This is a genomic window from Clostridium sp. UBA6640, from assembly GCF_002455975.1.
Taxonomy (GTDB): Bacteria; Bacillota; Clostridia; order Clostridiales; family Clostridiaceae; genus Clostridium_J.
The window spans coordinates 1-17,860 of the sequence record NZ_DKLM01000099.1 but is presented as its reverse complement, the minus strand read 5'-3'; the positions used below and the strand labels follow the sequence as shown (position 1 = coordinate 17,860).

The 17,860-nt window shown below is 26.6% G+C and carries 17 protein-coding genes; 1 reads left to right on the top strand and 16 read right to left on the bottom strand.

The window, feature by feature from the left end:
* Window positions 1-926 precede the first annotated feature (926 nt).
* From B2W91_RS10830 to B2W91_RS10820, 3 genes are all read right to left on the bottom strand, one after another.
* Window positions 927-2,312 carry an MATE family efflux transporter gene (locus B2W91_RS10830; protein WP_291580706.1) on the bottom strand — a complete coding sequence of 462 codons (1,386 nt, stop codon included), beginning with the start codon at window positions 2,310-2,312 and terminating at the stop codon, window positions 927-929.
* A 218-nt stretch (window positions 2,313-2,530) separates the two neighbouring features.
* Complete coding sequence (locus B2W91_RS10825; RefSeq protein ID WP_291580703.1) at window positions 2,531-3,730, bottom strand: ABC transporter permease; 1,200 nt, start codon at window positions 3,728-3,730, stop codon at window positions 2,531-2,533.
* Window positions 3,720-4,454 (bottom strand): ATP-binding cassette domain-containing protein, encoded by a 735-nt coding sequence (locus B2W91_RS10820; RefSeq protein WP_291580701.1) that lies wholly within the window; start codon window positions 4,452-4,454, stop codon window positions 3,720-3,722. Before B2W91_RS10820 ends, B2W91_RS10825 begins: the two co-directional genes overlap by 11 nt.
* 237 nt (window positions 4,455-4,691) lie before the next feature.
* Between B2W91_RS10820 and B2W91_RS10815 the strand changes: the two genes are divergently transcribed.
* The gene (locus B2W91_RS10815; protein ID WP_291580699.1) at window positions 4,692-4,853 is read left to right on the top strand and encodes a hypothetical protein; all 162 of its coding nucleotides are present in this window, start codon (window positions 4,692-4,694) and stop codon (window positions 4,851-4,853) included.
* Window positions 4,854-5,013: 160 nt separating this feature from the next.
* Here B2W91_RS10815 and B2W91_RS10810 read toward each other — a convergent pair whose 3' ends face one another.
* The 13 genes from B2W91_RS10810 to B2W91_RS10755 all read right to left on the bottom strand — a co-directional run bounded on the left by B2W91_RS10810 (window position 5,014) and on the right by B2W91_RS10755 (window position 17,581).
* On the bottom strand, window positions 5,014-7,074 hold the full coding sequence (locus B2W91_RS10810; protein ID WP_291580696.1) for a methyl-accepting chemotaxis protein: 2,061 nt from the start codon (window positions 7,072-7,074) through the stop codon (window positions 5,014-5,016).
* Between the two features lie 1,800 nt (window positions 7,075-8,874).
* Window positions 8,875-9,708 carry a hypothetical protein gene (locus B2W91_RS10805; RefSeq protein WP_291580694.1) on the bottom strand — a complete coding sequence of 278 codons (834 nt, stop codon included), beginning with the start codon at window positions 9,706-9,708 and terminating at the stop codon, window positions 8,875-8,877.
* A 3-nt stretch (window positions 9,709-9,711) separates the two neighbouring features.
* Window positions 9,712-10,719 carry a transketolase family protein gene (locus B2W91_RS10800; RefSeq protein ID WP_291580691.1) on the bottom strand — a complete coding sequence of 336 codons (1,008 nt, stop codon included), beginning with the start codon at window positions 10,717-10,719 and terminating at the stop codon, window positions 9,712-9,714.
* 2 nt (window positions 10,720-10,721) lie between these two features.
* Complete coding sequence (locus B2W91_RS10795; RefSeq protein ID WP_291580689.1) at window positions 10,722-11,576, bottom strand: hypothetical protein; 855 nt, start codon at window positions 11,574-11,576, stop codon at window positions 10,722-10,724.
* A gap of 261 nt (window positions 11,577-11,837) precedes the next feature.
* Window positions 11,838-12,467 (bottom strand): cyclase family protein, encoded by a 630-nt coding sequence (locus tag B2W91_RS10790; protein ID WP_291580688.1) that lies wholly within the window; start codon window positions 12,465-12,467, stop codon window positions 11,838-11,840.
* 66 nt (window positions 12,468-12,533) lie between these two features.
* Window positions 12,534-13,028: a hypothetical protein gene (locus B2W91_RS10785; RefSeq protein WP_291580686.1), complete on the bottom strand. Its 495-nt coding sequence runs from the start codon at window positions 13,026-13,028 to the stop codon at window positions 12,534-12,536.
* 150 nt (window positions 13,029-13,178) lie between these two features.
* Window positions 13,179-13,724 carry a nucleotidyltransferase domain-containing protein gene (locus tag B2W91_RS10780; RefSeq protein ID WP_291580684.1) on the bottom strand — a complete coding sequence of 182 codons (546 nt, stop codon included), beginning with the start codon at window positions 13,722-13,724 and terminating at the stop codon, window positions 13,179-13,181.
* 121 nt (window positions 13,725-13,845) lie between these two features.
* Window positions 13,846-14,457, bottom strand: a complete 612-nt coding sequence (locus B2W91_RS10775) for a zinc dependent phospholipase C family protein (RefSeq protein ID WP_291580681.1) — start codon at window positions 14,455-14,457, stop codon at window positions 13,846-13,848.
* Window positions 14,458-14,903: 446 nt separating this feature from the next.
* On the bottom strand, window positions 14,904-15,062 hold the full coding sequence (locus B2W91_RS21055) for an AraC family transcriptional regulator (RefSeq protein WP_414633121.1): 159 nt from the start codon (window positions 15,060-15,062) through the stop codon (window positions 14,904-14,906).
* 82 nt (window positions 15,063-15,144) lie between these two features.
* Window positions 15,145-15,522: a PH domain-containing protein gene (locus tag B2W91_RS10770; RefSeq protein ID WP_291580680.1), complete on the bottom strand. Its 378-nt coding sequence runs from the start codon at window positions 15,520-15,522 to the stop codon at window positions 15,145-15,147.
* Window positions 15,523-15,545: 23 nt separating this feature from the next.
* Entirely contained in the window at window positions 15,546-16,007 is a 462-nt protein-coding gene (locus B2W91_RS10765) for a hypothetical protein (RefSeq protein ID WP_291580678.1), read from the bottom strand.
* A gap of 83 nt (window positions 16,008-16,090) precedes the next feature.
* Complete coding sequence (locus B2W91_RS10760; protein ID WP_291580677.1) at window positions 16,091-16,237, bottom strand: hypothetical protein; 147 nt, start codon at window positions 16,235-16,237, stop codon at window positions 16,091-16,093.
* Between the two features lie 906 nt (window positions 16,238-17,143).
* Entirely contained in the window at window positions 17,144-17,581 is a 438-nt protein-coding gene (locus B2W91_RS10755) for a VanZ family protein (RefSeq protein ID WP_291580675.1), read from the bottom strand.
* Window positions 17,582-17,860: the final 279 nt, after the last annotated feature.

The following is a 17,860-nucleotide window of genomic DNA, read 5'->3' as shown; positions in this document are numbered from 1 at the left end:
TCATCAATTTTAACCACCATATAATTGTTAGGTAGATTAATAGAAAACTCTCCATTGCTGCTGCATCCGCAGAATAGTATTAAAATCATAATAATGTTAAAGTATACTATAAACTTCTTTCTCACAGTCTCAACTCCCACTACTTAATCACTAAAAATACTTTTTAATAAATGCGGCATTAATATTAGCCTTAATTATAAGACCTAAACTTATTTTTAACTTTCAATTTCATAAGTAGTTTTATTACAGAGTTAAAAATATCCACTTTTAGTAGCCACAATTGCTTAAATTAATATTTTGTCAGTTATGCTAATCTCTTTAATTCCCCCTTCTAATATTTTTTATAATTATAAGTTCAATATAATACAAAGGCCTGTCTGTATTGTGCTCTAAAATATACATTTTTTTAAATTTTTATCATATATTTTTTAATATGCATTATTTTATATTTCACCATAATATCTTATGACTTTACAAATTCATAGATTAATACTTATACATTAATTTATATTCTACTTATATATAAAATTTCCTTTAATATAATTTAATATAATTTATGAAAAACTAAAAATTATTAAAATAGTATTTTTTAGTTTTCAATAAAAATTATACCATAAAATACCATAATTTCAATTATAATTTTATTATTTTTATAATCTTATATTTTTACCTTCAAATATTTATACAACAATTCAATTAATACTTATAATACTATTTAGCTTAGAAATAAAAATGCTCTGAAATTTAAAATTCCAAAGCATAACTATATAATCATATTTTAATTCATACTTAAGATAATGAGCAATTGAAAATTAAGCTCTAAATACCAAAAACTATTGCTAAATTCAAAGCTTTTATTCTCCTATTTTTCATAACGGTCTCCCAAATCTCCCTAAAATTTCATCTATAAATCTGATTAATTTAAATTATCTTAATTTAATAGTTTTCCACTTTCCAGATTTAAATCTTAAATATATCAATATCCATCTAAAAACTTGATCTAAAAGCATAGCAATCCATGCTCCTGGTAAAGCTAAGTTAAAAAAGTTCACAAATATGTAAGCAAAAACAACTCTTACTCCCATAATACCAATTGCTGTTGATATAAGCGGAAAAACAGTATCTCCTGCACCTCTTAATGCTCCTGCTAAAACAAATGCTGAAGACTGAAAAGGTTGAATTATAGCCACAATTTTAAGTACTATTGATGCTGAATTTATAATATCATTATCTGTAGTGTAAAGATACAAAATTTGCTTCCCAAAAAAGAAAAATCCCAATGCAATTAAGGAAGCTAATATGCACCCAAGCTGCCTGCACCTGTGTACATATTCCTCTGCTCTTTTAGGTTCACCCTCTCCCAAAGTCCTTCCTGTGAGAGATGAAGCTGCAATTGAAAATGCTTGTCCAGTTGTAAAAGAAAGTCCCAGAATATTAATACAAATTTGATGGGATGCATAAACTACTGTCCCTAGAGATGCTACAATTTTTACATATAAGAGCATACCTAGTCTTAAGCTTAATTGTTCCAATGAAGTTGGAACACCTATTCTTATAAAGTTTAAAATAATATTCCTATCAAAAGCAAACTTTTCTTTAAAGTTTATTTTTATTTTGGTCTTCCCTCTTAAGAAATAAGAGATAAGCATGATTGAGGCTATTATATGAGATAGTAAAGTAGATACCCCTGCACCAGTGACCCCCATTCGTGGAAAGAAAAATAATCCATAGATTAGCAATGCATTTCCTAAAACATTAAGTCCATTTACTTTTATATTTATTTTCATTGGTACTTTAGTATCTCCTACGCCTCTTAACACCGCAAATAATGAAGAATTAAAGCCTTGAAATATAAGCCCGTACATTATAACTCTAAAATAATTTATTCCAATATCTATAGTTTGCCGTTCTGCACCCATAAAGCTCATTATACTTCTAGCATTTATCTGCGCCCATATAACTATTGGTAATACTATAAACATATTAATAAGTATAATATGTTTAACTGTACTGCCCACTTTTTCTACTTTTTTCTGACCTATATACCTTGCCACCATGGCAGTTCCACCTACATTTAACGCCTGCAATACTGCCAATCCTAAAAATAATGGTTGATTAGTTACCCCCACCGAGGCCACTGAAGCTGCTGCTTCTGCCTTTGGTAATTTTCCAAGCATCATCATGTCTAGCATAGAAAATAGTGACCCCAATAATAGTTCTAGTAGTACAGGCCAGGCTATGTAAATAACTTCTTTACTTATTTTATCCTCAAACCTACTAAGAATTTTTTCCTTTATTTGCAAAAATGACATATAACCCCTCCAAATTATGCAGCCCCCTTATTTTAGGCATCTGAGAAAATAAATTATCAAATATGTTACTATATTTTTCATAAGCATTTCCACGATATTCTAAACAACACCGAATTCTAATGAAGCAATATGATGTAAAATAGGCTAACATATTAGTTTGTTATCTTTTTAAAATGACTTATAAGAAAAACACAAGATACCTTGTGTTTTTCTATTTTCTATGTTCTAAATATAACTTCTTCTTTCATAAACATATATCTAGCTATTAAAAGAGATGCTACCACATAAACTATTGTCCATACTAATGTAATAGTTATATGCTGCATATTATATACACCTGCAATTAATTCTTTTAAAATACAAATTATATTAGCCAATGGAATATGAAAATAAAAATTTGAAATTGACTTCACATCTAGCATATAAGTTGCATAAGCAGGTATTATTGCAATCATTGTAAGTGGAGTCATATAAGTTTGCGCTTCTTTAAAACTTCTAGCATATATACTTATAGCAAGCTCTAATGCTCCAAAAACCATAGTAGTTAACACAGCTAATACAAATATTATTACTATAACCTTAATATCTAAAGAAAAGTTTAATGCCATATTTGCCTCTGAGCCAGTAAAGTATTTTGACGACATATTAAATGATATTAAAAGTCCTCCTAAAGAAGCAGCAGTGGTTATCATACCTAATACGGTAATCGCCAAAAATTTACCATATAATAGTGACATTCTTCCTGCTTGCGTAGTTAATAGCGGTTCTAATGTACCTCTTTCCTTTTCTCCAGCCCCTAAATCTGTCGCTGCTGGAATAGGTCCAGATACACAATATATTACTAATAAGAAGGGAAGTAATATAGATAGCATCATTTTTGCTCCCCCGTCTTCTTTTTCCCCTACCTTGTTTTCATCAATTTTTATTGGAGTTAATATAGTTCCATCGATGTTTTTAGCTTTTAGTCTTTCTACTACAATTTCTTTTGAATATTCTTCTATGAGACTATTAATAGCTCCTAGTGCCACACTAGAAGATTGACTAACATCATCATAGGAAACAGTTATATTAGAAGTCTCTTCATTTTCAATTTTTTCCTCAAAATTTTCCGGTATTTCAATTGCTAACTTTATTTTACCTTCTTTTATATCATTTTTTATATCACTGCTATCAATAATGGTTATATTTTCTTGAGATTTTATAAACTCGCCTATTTTACTATTTCCTTTATCAACTATTGAGATTTGAAGATTTTCCATTACTTCTGTGGTATTTTTGCTTATCCCTTTCCCTATTAAAGTAAACATTACTGGAAATAACAGTAATGGTATTAATATGCTAATCATTAATGTTTTCTTATCTCTAAAGATATCTAAAAGTTCTTTCTTGAATACTACAGATACAATTTTATTTTTCATGGCTTTCACCTCCTATAAGAGATAAGAATACTTCTTCTAAATCATCATTGTTATACTTTTCCTTTAACTCAATAATTGTACCTTCCTCAACAATCTTACCTTTATGAATTATAATTACTCTATCGCATAGCTTTTCTACTTCCCTCATGCTATGACTTGAAAAAATAATTACTTTATTCTCCTTTTTACATTTAAATATAAAATTTTGTACTGTTCTTGAAGCGGTTACATCTAAACCTATTGTAGGTTCATCAAACAGCATAGCTTTGGGATTATGTACAATACTTCTTGCAATTGCAACTCTTTGCTTCATACCTCTAGAGAATTTTCCTACTCGTCTATCTATATACTCGTCCATTTCAAAAATTTCCGTAAGATTTTTTATATTTTCATTTGCTTGCTCCTCTGATAAACCATTTAGCATAGCAAAATATTTTATATTTTCCCTTGCTGTTAATCTGTCATATAACCCTACTTCACCACCAAATAATATCCCTATTTCAGATCTAACTTTTGAACTATTTTTTAGTATATCAGATCCATTAATATTAGCAGTGCCCTCTGTAGGTTTCAACATTGTAGCAATCATTCTTAAGGTTGTGGTTTTTCCAGCTCCATTTTCCCCTAAAAGTCCAACTATTTCTCCTTCATTAACTGTAAAACTTACATTATCTACAGCTCTAATATTTTTAAAGCTTTTACTTAAATTTTTCACTTCAATCATAACTCTAGACCTCCCTTCAATTGATGTTAAATATTAACATTATAATTATAACATACAAATTAATAAATGTATAAATTTGAAAATAAAATTTATACATTTGAAATATTATCATATAATCCATATAAGTGATAATCATTTATATTAGTTTCAGTTAATAATGTAAAAATTTTCAAATTTACAGCTTATTTGCTCAATATAATTGCTAATTATGATATACTATTATTAGGAGGTGATATTATGCCTTACTTTAACCCTCATGGCTATACAAGATATAAAATAACTGAAACAGAACAAAATAATAATAATAAATTAGGAAAGCAAAGTCATGTATCTGGTTGGAAAATAACAGGTATTTCAGCTCTCATAATATTATCCTGCTATATATTTTTATTAAATTAAAATTCTAAATTATATAAAATTAAGCACTAATTACTTGATGTAAATTAGTGCTTACTTTTTATCAATATTTAATTTTCGTTATCCTTTTCCTAGCTTTTATAAATAGTAGGCTTTATTTCAAATAAATTTTTATTATTAAGATAATATTATGATTATTTCACTACTTTACCTTAAACTTATTTATTTGTACCATCATGTCTGCAGCCTTTTCTGTAAGTACTTGAGCACTTGTAGCTACTTCTGAACTTGAGTTATTTAGCTCTTCTGAAGATGCTGATATTTCCTCTGAAGATGCTGATATTTCTTCTGATATTGAAGATAATTCCTCTATTGTATTTACTATCTCCTCTTTATTATTATTAATATCTTCAAAGGCCGTATTAATCTCACCTATTCTTGGTGCTATTTCACTAACTGCTATAGAAATTTCATTAAAAGATTTCATAGAATTTTCTACATTTTCTCTTTGATTTACAAGTTCTTTATTCATTGTATCTGTTTCAGTAACTATAACTTTAGTATTATTTAATAATTTATTTATTATTAAATAAATATTTTCTGATGATTCCTTACTTCTTTCTGCAAGTTTTCTTATTTCATCCGCTACTACAGCAAATCCTCTTCCAGACTCTCCTGCTCTAGCTGCTTCAATTGCTGCATTTAATGCTAAAAGGTTTGTTTGTTCTGCTATACTATTTATTAAATCTGTAATTTCATTTACAGTTTTAATATCTACATCCATTTCCCCTATGCTCTTTGTAAAGTTTTTAAATTTATCATTAAAGCTTGTTATAGAAAATACCACATCTTCCATATCTTTATTACTTTTCTTTGAACTTTCACTTACACCTACTGCCATATTATCTATTTCAGCTATATGAGTTGTAACTTCATTTAATTGTTCACTGAATTCATTTAATTTGAAAACTATATCTGTTAAGTCTGATGCCTGTTTAGTAGTTCCTTTTGTCACATCTAATATTGCAGTAGAAATATTATGAGTTAATGCTGATAATTCTTCAGAAATAGCTGCTAAATTTGTCGCACTGGAATCTATTTCCCCTGCTGAATCTTTAACTGTTCCTATCATATTTCCTATAGAACTTTGAGTAACATTCAAAGTTCTACATATAGCACCAATTTCATCTGAGCTTCTTATATATTTTTTGTTTATCTCTTCAGTAAAATCTCCTTCTGCTATCTTATCCATATGTCCTTTAACTGAAATTAATCCGTTAGTAATTTTTCTACTAAGTACTACTACTAAAATTCCTATTATTATTAATTCTACTAAACCCATAAGCATACTTATATTCTTAAGTGAATTTAATCGACTTAGCAAATCATTTTTATGCACAGCTATTGCTAAAGACCATCCAGTTGATTCAAGTGGATAATAAGCTACATACTTATCAATTCCATCATAGGAATACTCCCCTATACCTGTCTTTCCCTGTATCATTTCTTTTTCAATTGTAATTAAACCCTGTAATTCAGGATCATTTTGCACTATATAATTATCCATTCTATCTACAATAGCTTGATCTATTGCTGCAATTATTTTCCCTTCTCTATCTATGGCAAAACACTCTCCAGTTGATAAAAAAGTTATTTTATTGGTCATTTTACTTAATTCATCACTATTTCTTATTGCTATTAAAGCACCAGTTACAGAATCATTATTTTTTATTGGTGCAGCATATGCAATGAAGGTTTTCCCATCTATTTTACTTTTAAAGGTTGATGATACATAATTATTTCCCTTTATTGCTTCTTTAAAATAGTCTCTATCTTTGATATCAAGTACAGTGCCATCAGTATAAGTTACTTTTCCTGTTGAATCCGCAATTCCAAGCATTGTATGTCCCTCTAACTCTATACTTGACTGTAAAATCGCCTTTTTATCTTCCCATGAAACTTTAGGATCTTTTATTCTTGGAGTATTAGCTGTTAGACTTAAACTTCTAAGATTTGCTTTTATTTCATCTTCAAGCTTTTCTGCTGAGGATCTACTTATTTCTGACATAAGATCAAGACTACTATTAACAAGTGCTTTTCTCGCCGAATAATAAGCAAATCCAGTTAAAGATATGCACATTACTGCAACTAAAGATAACATAGAAATTAATAATTTTGCCCTTATACTTTTCAATTGAAATCTTGATTTTACTTTATCTCCTCCTCTATTAAAATTTTTCATCAGTTTCAAATTTAATTTCATTATATTTTTTTCCCTCCTATATTATTCATGTTACGATTTTATATTAGTTGGTTTAAATCTAGAAACTACTAACATCAAAGTTGTCATAGATATATAGATTTATAAAATAAGTATTTAAAAAACTTTATTTTCCAAATAGATATACAAGTTCAATAGTGAGCTTGTATATCTATTTGGAAAATGATTTAATATAAAACCATTCTATTAGCTTTAATTAGCATACATTTAATATATCGAGAATATTTTCCAAAATTAAATGTTTTTTTGCTTTTTTCACCAATTATTTTATTTTTCGCTAAAATATAGGAGGTTTTATACATTATTTTTATATTTTTGTTACTTACTAAAGCTTTATATGATATTTTATTGATACACTACTATAACAAATATAAATTCTCTAAAAAAAGACCCTTTCTAATTTTAGAAAAGGCCTTTTTATACAGAAATCTTTAATGTATAAAAAATCTTATTATTTTTCTCTATAAAATCAAATAAACTAGGAAAATATTTTTTAACAGTAACTTTCTTATTAAACCAGTAAATGATTATATAATCTCAGTTAATTTACTAGTTATAATCACATCTTCTACATCATCATTAACCTTAGGATTTTTAAACTCTATCCTTAAACTATATATAGGATTATACTTTTTCATCTTTTACAAGTTATTATTAAAATTAAATTTTCCTTTTTTAAAGCTTTTATAATTATACTGATATTTGTATTGTAACTTTAAATCATTTCATTATAATAATTTTTATCTTATATAGTATCAATGATATTATCTGATCTTAAAATTATAATCATACTAATACTACACTATGCATAGTTTAATTATAAAATTGCTCCCCTGGCCTAAGTTATTATATCCATAGCTTTACTGATTTTTTTCTTAGATAAGTAGTTATTATACATGTCTTTTAAAATATTTTAAGATTTATTATAGATTTGAGATATCCCATGCTGTAGCAATTATACAAGACATTCCTCATGTCTCCATTACAAGGAATCATATCCTTAACATTTCTACTGTACTCATTATTAGTACATGTTTTATTTGCTATCAGATTCGATATTATTTTCATTTAATAGCTTAATTCTTATTAATAAATATATTTATAAGCATGACGACTATAAGTATCCTCTCCTCTTAAATCTATATAAGAAATATTTATTTCTACTTAAATTAAATTTTACATAAATCTTAAATATATTCTAGTAGTTATATTTTTTATAAATTTTTAAGCATCTTCACCTCCTTCATCCTTTCAATATAAATTTTCTTAAGTGTTAAAACCTATCTAACTCATATACAAATTAATTTAAAATAATCTTTTTCATTAGCTATGATCCAAACTTATCACAAAAGCAAATTATGAATTTTTTCAATTGTAGGCTGGATATATCATTTTATTTAGTCTATTAGATAGTTAAAATAACTATTCATATACCATTCTAGTCTCCAGTTCCATACAATTTGTAGCAAATCATTATTATGCTTTAAAGTTTTCTATATTTTCATTTACTCTTCTTATACGTAAAGTATTGAAAATATAATAATTCGAATCATAAAAAGGATACAGGTATTTTAAATTTTTTAATAAAATACTTAGGCTCCCCACTCCTCCCAATATCAGTAAAAATTTATCACTGAAGCTATTAAACTCTTTAGTTAACTTTCTCTATGAACTACCTATTTCTGGTTAAAATCTTATTCTCACGAAAAACATTAAAAGAGACTTATCTTCTCAATGTCTAAAAATATTTTACTAGCTATAATTTCTATCTTACCTTCTCTTTTAAAGCTCAATTTCTTTTTTAAGAAATAAATTTTCATATTTCTTATCTTTACTTAATAAGTTTTTAACTAAAAACATAAATGATTTAATTTGAAGATCATATTCTGTTGCTCCTTCCATAATAATATGTGAACTTACAGTATGATTAATTAAATTATCACTATCTTTTAATATATCTAAAGCACTATCTGTATCATTAAACCTCATTATAAAAAAAGCCTTTGACTTCTTATATTCTCCTCTGCCAGCTTTGGACTTTCCATATTTTACTCTAATATAAGCTGAAAGCTCAGGTTTTCCTTCTACCCTCCACTCATATGCTCTGTCAGGACTTTCTTGAGCCCATTTAGCTATTTCTGGGTAACCTGATTTATTTAATTGGCTTATCCCAGAGGATATTAAATAAAAATACAGCTTTACAAATAAGTCCTTTTCTTTTTCATCATTAGGCATAGCTGTAAATGAGAGGATTTTAGATAAAGTTGATAATGCTTTTATAGTAGGTGTAAGTAATCTAGATTTAAAACCACCTTTTATTTTTGGCAATTTTTTACTCTTCCCTTTACAAAAGTTATTAAACTCATATATACTTTCAAATTGCAACTCCAAATCCGGATTTTCTAATATAGACTTTACTACTTTGATATTTCCTTCTTCTATCACAAAGTGAATTCCTATTTTTTCATTTTCATCTAAGCAACAAATTTGAATTACTCCATTTTTATTTTTAAAAGATTTTTTGAACTCTTCTTTTTCCTCTACTAATACTTTAAAAAGTGGTAATACAGAATTAAAAAATATCCTATTTGAATATATTTCCTCCTTATAGATCATGAATTATACCTCGTCTTCCCAATCGTTGTCATCACCAAAATTTTTTCTTAATATTTCTCTCACCTCTTCTAAAATACCTTTAGCATCTATTTTATAATAAGACATCAATTCCCCATGTAACTGACTCATAAAAAACTCATTTGAAATTCCTAAAGATTTAAAGATGCAAGCTTTTCCACTTTCTGCAATAACCTCTGATACTGCACTTCCAAGTCCTCCTATTATATTGTTTTCTTCCACTGTTATTATTCTCCTAGTCTCACATATAGCTTTTAATATAATTTCCTTATCTATTGGCTTGATTGTGTGCATATTGATTACTCTTACTTTTAATTTATCTATGTCCTCCAAGATTTCTGCTGCTTCTAATGCTTGATGAACACAATTTCCACAAGCAATAATGGTTATATCTATACCTTCCTTCACTTCTATTCCTTTACCAATTTTAAATTCATATTCTTCATTTTTATATAGTTTTTTATCAAAGCATTCATCAATACGAATATATATAGGCCCCTGTAAGTCATATGATTCTATGATTGCTTTAGCTGCTTCAACACCATCTGCTGGTACTACAACCTTCATATTACTCATAGACCTCATAATAGCTATATCTTCTATACAACGATTAGCAGTTTCCCATTGACCAAATGATAAGTTCCAATGAGTTGCAATTATTTTTACATTTAAATTTTGATAACATATATCCGTCCTAATTTGTTCTAATGCCTTCATTGAGGTAGATACATTAAAAATAGATAGATATGGTGTTAAATAGCATTTTGCAAGTCCAGCAGCTATAGCAAAGAGATTTTTCTCTGTTATTTCTACATTTAAAAATCTTTTAGCGTATTTATCGCTAAACAATTTAAATTTTTTAGATTCCGTTAAATCGGTAAATAGTACAACTATATCATCATGCTCTTCTATTAAATGATAAAGCGACTTTTCATAAATTTCTGCCATTGCTCCATTGGTCTTATCTAACATAGTATAAGTTGATCCATACATAGCTACACCTCTTTTATCCTTGTTTCATAGTATTTTTCTAAACTTTCTTTTGCTTCCTTAACTTTTTCTTCATCAAAAATTCCATAAGTACATTTATAATCATCTTCTATAAAATCAACACCACAACCATTTACCGTATTAGCAATAATGACAACTGGTTTTTTGTTTTCGCTTAAAGCAAAATCTAATGCTTCAGAAAGTTCTTTAAAACTATGACCATTTACCTCCTCAACTATAAATCCAAGATTTCTCCATTTATCTGCAAAAGATTCTAATGTTATAATCTCTTTTGCAAGATTATCAATTACATATCGATTTTTATTTATAATAGTTATAAGATTTGTTGTTTTTAAATGAGCTATAGCCATTGCTGCTTCCCAAATTGATTCTCTGTTGCACTCCTCATCACTTAATAAACAATAAACTTTATATTCCTTAGATTTAATCCTTGCTCCTAGTGCCATTCCTAATCCAATTGAAAGTCCATGTCCTAATGAACAGATGGAAACCTCTTCTTTAGAGACCTTTCTAATATCTGAATTTATCCCTAAATTATCTTTAATATGATTATATTCTTTAAGTAGCCCTTTATGTACGAATACATTGTCTAGTAAAATAGGAACAAGGTGAATCCCTACCTGACCTTTACTTAATACAAGTCTATCTCTATACTCATCTTTTGAATTTTTAAAATCTATATTCAAATATTTATGATATAGCATTATAAAAATATCTATAGAACTTAAAACCTCTCCGATATTTCCGTTTCCTAACCTAAGTGCCGGATCTATAGAAAGTAATCTAAGTTCATAAGCTTTTTCTTCTAGGCTTAACAGCTCTTTTGATGTTAAAGGCATGTAACTCTCCCCCTATTTGAATTGGATTATTTTTATAACAATATAAAAACTTCTCTGCTTAAAATGATGTTCTTTTCCTTATATAATAAAAGCTATCCTATAAGCTCTCTAGAATAGTTTTTTATATATAAATATTATTAGTAAGTGCTAATTATAACTTTAATTTCATGGATATGTGACTTATACAAATTTAAATTGTAATTTATATTAGTTATAGTAGTAATTTTAAAATAAAAAATAAATCTCACTATATAGCGAGATTTATTTATATAATACTACCCTTGCTGGGGCACCATCTGAATTTTTAATTTTAATTGGCAATGCACAAAGTTCATAATTTCCTTCTGGGACATCTTTTAAATTTAATCCTTCCACTATTACAATGTTATTTTTTAAAAGTAATTTGTGCACTTTAAACTCATCATCATTAAAACTTTCAATAGAAAAATAGTCTATACCCACAGTATTTATATTTTTATCTACTAAATATTCTGCTGCCTCTAAAGTTAAATGTACAAATTCCTCATAAAATATCTTATGAGTTACCTTATCGCAATTACTTGTTTTAAAAAGTATTCTATCTCCATCTTCAATGATGAGATTTTCTAAATGAGATTTTTCAATTTTACTACAATTTAATATTTCAAATACCTTAGCCTTACCTATTAATTTTTCTATTGGTATTTCTTCGATTCCATAGCCATCAGTAAAAAAATGTTTAGGTGCATCTATGTGAGTTCCGCTATGTGTTGTGATTATAAGTTTTGATAAATTGAAGTCATCTCCTTTGGAAATATTAAATACATCTTCTATTTCTACATTTGGATCTCCATTATAAACAGCAGTGTTGTTACTTAACTCTATAGAAATATCATAAAAATTTCTACTCATAATATACCTCTTATATAAAATTATTTTCTAATTTTATTATATATTATAAATTATACTAATCCTATATTAAGCTCCCCATAATATCCTTTTGTGGTCCAAATTCCACTGGTTATCTTTTTCATTTATGACAATCTTAACTCCCTTTGCAGAAATAGGACCTGTATATATGGCACCTTCAATAAAAATTTTATTATTTTTATATTTATAATCTACTATATTAATGAGTAATCCATTTTTACTATTTCCATTTAGTCTATTAATATTATCTGTAAATCCATCTTGATTTAAATCCTTTAATGACTTATTCATCACAGCTTTATTATACTTTTTTAAATTATTTAATATTTTTTCCTTATCACTTTTATCCAATTGTTCAAAAAATTTATTATTCATATCAACAGCTATATAATCTATGTCTTCTAAATTATCATAATAAGATATTAAAGTATCTATAGCAATACTATAGATATTTATTTTATCTTCCCTACTAATAGGTTCATAAGCAAATACATTTATTGAAAACAAATGTATTAATATTAATAAGCTAATTATTTTTTTCATACAAATCTCTCCTAAATATTTTTAAAAATGAATCATTAGATATTCTGAAAAATTCAAGAACTCTTTTTTGAATACATCTAAATCCTTCTAATATTATTTTTAGGAGAATTTTAAAAATTATTCCTATATTTTCTGTAGAGATATACTAAACTACAATAATTTCAGACATTTTCTTATAACTGATTTAGGTAAAGGCTGATCTAATGCCCTTTTTATTAACTTTGGATTTGAAACTCCATTCTTATTAAAATATTCTTCTATAACACTTACTTTCTTCTCTCTACCTGGAATTAATTGATATAATATATACCAATCCTCTATAGAAGATAATGGTACTTGTATGCCATTTATAGATGTGTATTGTGAAATTGCTTCTTCATCTAAAATATAAGAATATACTCCTCTTTCATGACCAATTTTAAAACCCCCTATTATATCAACTTCCGTATTATTTATTTTATAATTACAAAAATTCTTAGTTTCATATGGTTCCTTCCTATCTATCTCTCTATATTCTCCATAATTATATAAAATATCATTCACTTTCTTTGATTCCTCATAATTTACTAATATATCTATATCTCGTGGATTATCTAATATTTTATTAAAATATAATACCAATGATCCACCTAAAGCCCATTTTACATTTATTTCATTTAATTTTGCTGATAAAAAGTATAAATCATTTATATCCATATATTTCCTCCAACAACAAATAAGTAATATAAAAATTATATCACTAAAACAATTCATTGTTCTTATTAACTATAAAAATGTTAATTAAACTAAAATCTTTAACACTAGTTTAATTAACTCACTATATATTCCTTATAATCTTTGATAATTTAGAAGATGCTAAAGTTAAAAAGCTGATATACTTTTTTTCTTTTAAAACTAAAAAATTACTATATTTAGAGCTTTCTTTTAAAATTGTTACATATTTATTAAATACCATCTTCATATCTTTTTCTGAAACCATATAATAATTTTTAAAATCCTTAAAAATAGTTTTATTTATTTTTTCTAGATTCAGTTTATTATCTATTATTTTGTTATCATAAAACAATAAATTTTTCAAAAATTTTTCCTTGGCTTCTTCATTATTTCCATTTACAAGTACAGAAGCTGTAAGAATATGTCCATTCTCATTGGCATAGTTATCTAACCATAAATGACTGTAATATCCTAAAATAAATGATTTCTCTTCGTTTGTTACATCTAAACATTTATCCTTTAAGAATAATTCACATTGACAGCTACTATTTACACTACTTTTATAATGTGCTTTACAATCTAAGTAGTTATTACTTTTGTGTAAAAAACAATCTGGTGCTATATTTCCTAATAAAAAATAATTATTTTCTAAATTTTCAATTAATTCAGAATTTAATATGTTTGCAAAGGCCATATGGGTATTAATCTCTGGCATAATACTCTCTCCTTAAATACAATCTTAACCTTTTATGATGTAATTTTATTTAGCATAACGTGAACTACTATCACTTACTTCGTTGAAGATGATGACTTCTGTTAGTTACGTTAAATATATACATCATTCAATGTTATTGTAAACTTAAATATTTCGTATTACAACATTTTTGCTCAATTTATTTCTATATATATTAATTGAAATATTAAAATCTACCTATAAATTTTAAATTTTACTATCACATTACACAGAATACCGCTCATGAGGACAAATGGGCGGTATTTCTGTTTGAATAACGATCTTCTAGCCAAATTGGTTCAAATTTGCATGGTTTAGAGCCACTGCCCCCAAGAAGCAATTTTTAGGATTTGACCTCAGGAAAAATCTTAAAAATGTACAAGTGCCAATACACTTGCCCTGATTGTCGTTTTTCAAAAGACAATAGTCTACCCCTGATCTGCTATCTTTCTATATTCATTCGGAGTAACTCCTTGACTTTTTTTGAAAGATTGTATGAAGTGGTTAACGTGATTAAATCCAACATGGATTGCAATATCAAGAACAATTAAGCTCGTAGTATTCAGCAGATTTAGGCTTCGTTTGATGCGATATTCAATAATATTCAGATATACATATCATGTTCATCCCGATTAATTAATGGGAGCACAATAAAAAAAGACCTATAGTTTATAGGCCTTTAAGCTGTTGCTTTCTTTTTCCTTTATTTTCTTTAATAAAATCTACAAATTCTATTAAATTTTTATCCTCTACAAATCTCATAGAACAAGATTGTTTTTTGCAATGAATAAACACTTTATTCCCAAACTTCTCCTGTGACAATTCTACATTATATACATCTTCATATTCAATTATATCATTAAATATTGTAAAAAATCTTTTGCTACAGAATCTTATTCTTTTATTAGTTACAATTAAGATACCTGTCCTCAATGCGCTTTTCCCATCAAATACCTTTTCATAAGCACCATATATATAATTTACTACCTCTTCATTACTCTCAAAATTTTTTTTAGATATTTCTAATAACTTTTCAACTTTTGCCAAAATGCTCCCCCCAAATTATTATATTACCTGAATATTTTATTAATATATTTTTTTAAAATTAAAATAAACTCATTAATCAAATCTTTTACTTTATATTTTATTCCTTTTTTGAGTAAATCACAACCTTGATTATTTTTAATTTTACCATCAAGTTTCAATTTACTTTCCACTATAAATGCAATATCAATCATTTGATCATAAGCTCTTTCCTCTTCCCATTTTAGCAATTTATCTTTTTCTATTGTATTTTTGATAGAATCAGAAAGTTCTTTAAGTATATTTATTTCATTACTATTTATAGAGGATAAGGTTATTAAGTGATTTAATATTATTGCACCACATACCCTAGCATCAATACCTCTTAATGCACACCAATAAACAAAATAGCTAATAAAAATTCTTTTTTTACTTAAATCAAATTTTTTTATGGTATCTTCATATTGTTTAAGCAGCTCTTCATTTCTTAGCAAAACTTCGTATTTCATTTATTATCCTCCTCTGTATTGATGCAATTTAACAAAAACTGATAACATTTTTATTTCCTATCAGTCTTTGCTACTAAACTCTACTAAAGCTTTTCATTTATTTCCTTCTGTATTCTCTTTAGATCTTTCTGTCTCAAACTAGTTTCTTTTCGGATTTTATCCCAATCCTCGCCATCAATCATCATTTCTTTTGCTCTGTTTTTAGTATCATATTCTCTTTCGTTTTTCATTTTAATTCCTCCAAAATATTTTAATTATATTTTTACCATTTCATTTTCTTTTATGTATAAAAATACTAAAACTAAGATTAATTATGCCTATTTTATAGAAATTCTATAAACTTTATAAGTGATAGCATAATATGTAACTTTATTGCAAAAATTATTAATTTTTTTTGCAATAAGTCTATCTTATTAATTAAAAGACTTATTTGTTTTAGTTTTAACTTAATATGATCTTTTATACCTATGGCATATAAGCTTCTACTTACACAGAAGGCAAAATTCATAAGAATTAAAAGTTATTTCCGATAATAATTATAAATGCTAAAATGATAATTATGATAAAGTAAAACCCTTAAAGTTTTATATAAAATAATATAGCTTATAAATACTTCAAAAGGTTTTATCACACAATACAGAATACTTGGTAACTTCAGTGCCGAGGTGAATATGCTATAAACTTCTAAGAAGTAGATATAGATAGAGTAAATGCAGCTTTTGAAAACTTCTTCAAATTACATAAAAAACAAATAAGTAGCATATACTATAAAAGACCATACTACTTTGAGGCATATGGTTTTGAACCGAGCCAATATGATAAACCCCATAGGGCGATAATAGTTTCAACGGAAACTTTGCCCGATAAAGTCTTAGGGAAACCAAGCCAGTATTTGGTGTCAACCGATATTGCTTTAGCAAATATCAGCTATCCAAAAAAAGTTTGGATAATACCTAAGAACCTTACGACTTTAGCCGTGAGAGGTTCAGTGAAAGTCTATCTCAAAGTTAAATTATAAAAAGAAAGTCAACATAATTATGTTGGCTTTCTTTTTATGATTTTGATAAATTTAATGATAGAAATTTATATAGCATTAATAATTCTCATATTATGAAAAAGTTATAATTCAAAACTATTTATGATTTAGAAACATATTCTATCTTATTTTTTATATATACAATCATCATACCGATCATTCCACCACTAGTATCTAATATAACATCTCTTATACTTCCCTCTCTTCCAATTATAAATAATTGATGAAATTCATCACTACAAGCATAGAGAAACACAAATACTATACTCAAAAGAATGCTACTTTTAAACTTAAAATATTCTTTTAATACATTATAAAAAAGTACATAAAGAATAAAATACTCTGTGAAATGCCCTAACTTTCTAATTACGAAATTTGATAATTCCCCAAAAGCACTATTAAAGTTTATCCCTATAGTTCGTAGCATAGATATAACCAAATAACTTTGTTCATCCGATTGTACTGATGGCTGATGTGAAAACCAAAATATAATACACATCCATGCTATTAGTAGAAACCATTTTAATTTTTTATTCATAATTTTTTCCTCGCTAAATTATATCTAAAATAATATACCTATAAAAGAAAACCTAATTTTATCTTTTATATAAAGTTCATTAATGAAATTCCAAATTTCTATATAGAAACCCTATAGATAAACTACCTTTAAAATCAATTTATAACTAAATGTAGCTATCTTTAAATATTTTAATTTATAACTTTGATCAACGGAGAATTGAGAATGGACAATTGACAATTATGGCGGAAATTAGTTTTGATCAAAACAATTTCTTTAATGGATTTTTTAACTAGCAAT

What these genes read in the sequence shown, in the direction of transcription:
- B2W91_RS10795 (WP_291580689.1), bottom strand. Translation starts at nt 11,576, where the DNA reads ATGCCTTTAACATCAAAAGAGCTGTTAAGCCTAGAAGAAAAAGCTTAT.
- B2W91_RS10825 (WP_291580703.1), bottom strand. Translation starts at nt 3,730, where the DNA reads ATGAAAAATAAAATTGTATCTGTAGTATTCAAGAAAGAACTTTTAGAT.
- B2W91_RS10810 (WP_291580696.1), bottom strand. Translation starts at nt 7,074, where the DNA reads ATGAAATTAAATTTGAAACTGATGAAAAATTTTAATAGAGGAGGAGAT.
- B2W91_RS10830 (WP_291580706.1), bottom strand. Translation starts at nt 2,312, where the DNA reads ATGTCATTTTTGCAAATAAAGGAAAAAATTCTTAGTAGGTTTGAGGAT.
- B2W91_RS10775 (WP_291580681.1), bottom strand. Translation starts at nt 14,457, where the DNA reads ATGCCAGAGATTAATACCCATATGGCCTTTGCAAACATATTAAATTCT.
- B2W91_RS10800 (WP_291580691.1), bottom strand. Translation starts at nt 10,719, where the DNA reads ATGTATGGATCAACTTATACTATGTTAGATAAGACCAATGGAGCAATG.
- B2W91_RS10760 (WP_291580677.1), bottom strand. Translation starts at nt 16,237, where the DNA reads ATGAAAAACGAAAGAGAATATGATACTAAAAACAGAGCAAAAGAAATG.
- B2W91_RS10805 (WP_291580694.1), bottom strand. Translation starts at nt 9,708, where the DNA reads ATGATCTATAAGGAGGAAATATATTCAAATAGGATATTTTTTAATTCT.
- B2W91_RS10765 (WP_291580678.1), bottom strand. Translation starts at nt 16,007, where the DNA reads ATGAAATACGAAGTTTTGCTAAGAAATGAAGAGCTGCTTAAACAATAT.
- B2W91_RS10785 (WP_291580686.1), bottom strand. Translation starts at nt 13,028, where the DNA reads ATGAAAAAAATAATTAGCTTATTAATATTAATACATTTGTTTTCAATA.
- B2W91_RS10780 (WP_291580684.1), bottom strand. Translation starts at nt 13,724, where the DNA reads ATGGATATAAATGATTTATACTTTTTATCAGCAAAATTAAATGAAATA.
- B2W91_RS10820 (WP_291580701.1), bottom strand. Translation starts at nt 4,454, where the DNA reads ATGATTGAAGTGAAAAATTTAAGTAAAAGCTTTAAAAATATTAGAGCT.
- B2W91_RS10815 (WP_291580699.1), top strand. Translation starts at nt 4,692, where the DNA reads ATGCCTTACTTTAACCCTCATGGCTATACAAGATATAAAATAACTGAA.
- B2W91_RS10790 (WP_291580688.1), bottom strand. Translation starts at nt 12,467, where the DNA reads ATGAGTAGAAATTTTTATGATATTTCTATAGAGTTAAGTAACAACACT.
- B2W91_RS10755 (WP_291580675.1), bottom strand. Translation starts at nt 17,581, where the DNA reads ATGAATAAAAAATTAAAATGGTTTCTACTAATAGCATGGATGTGTATT.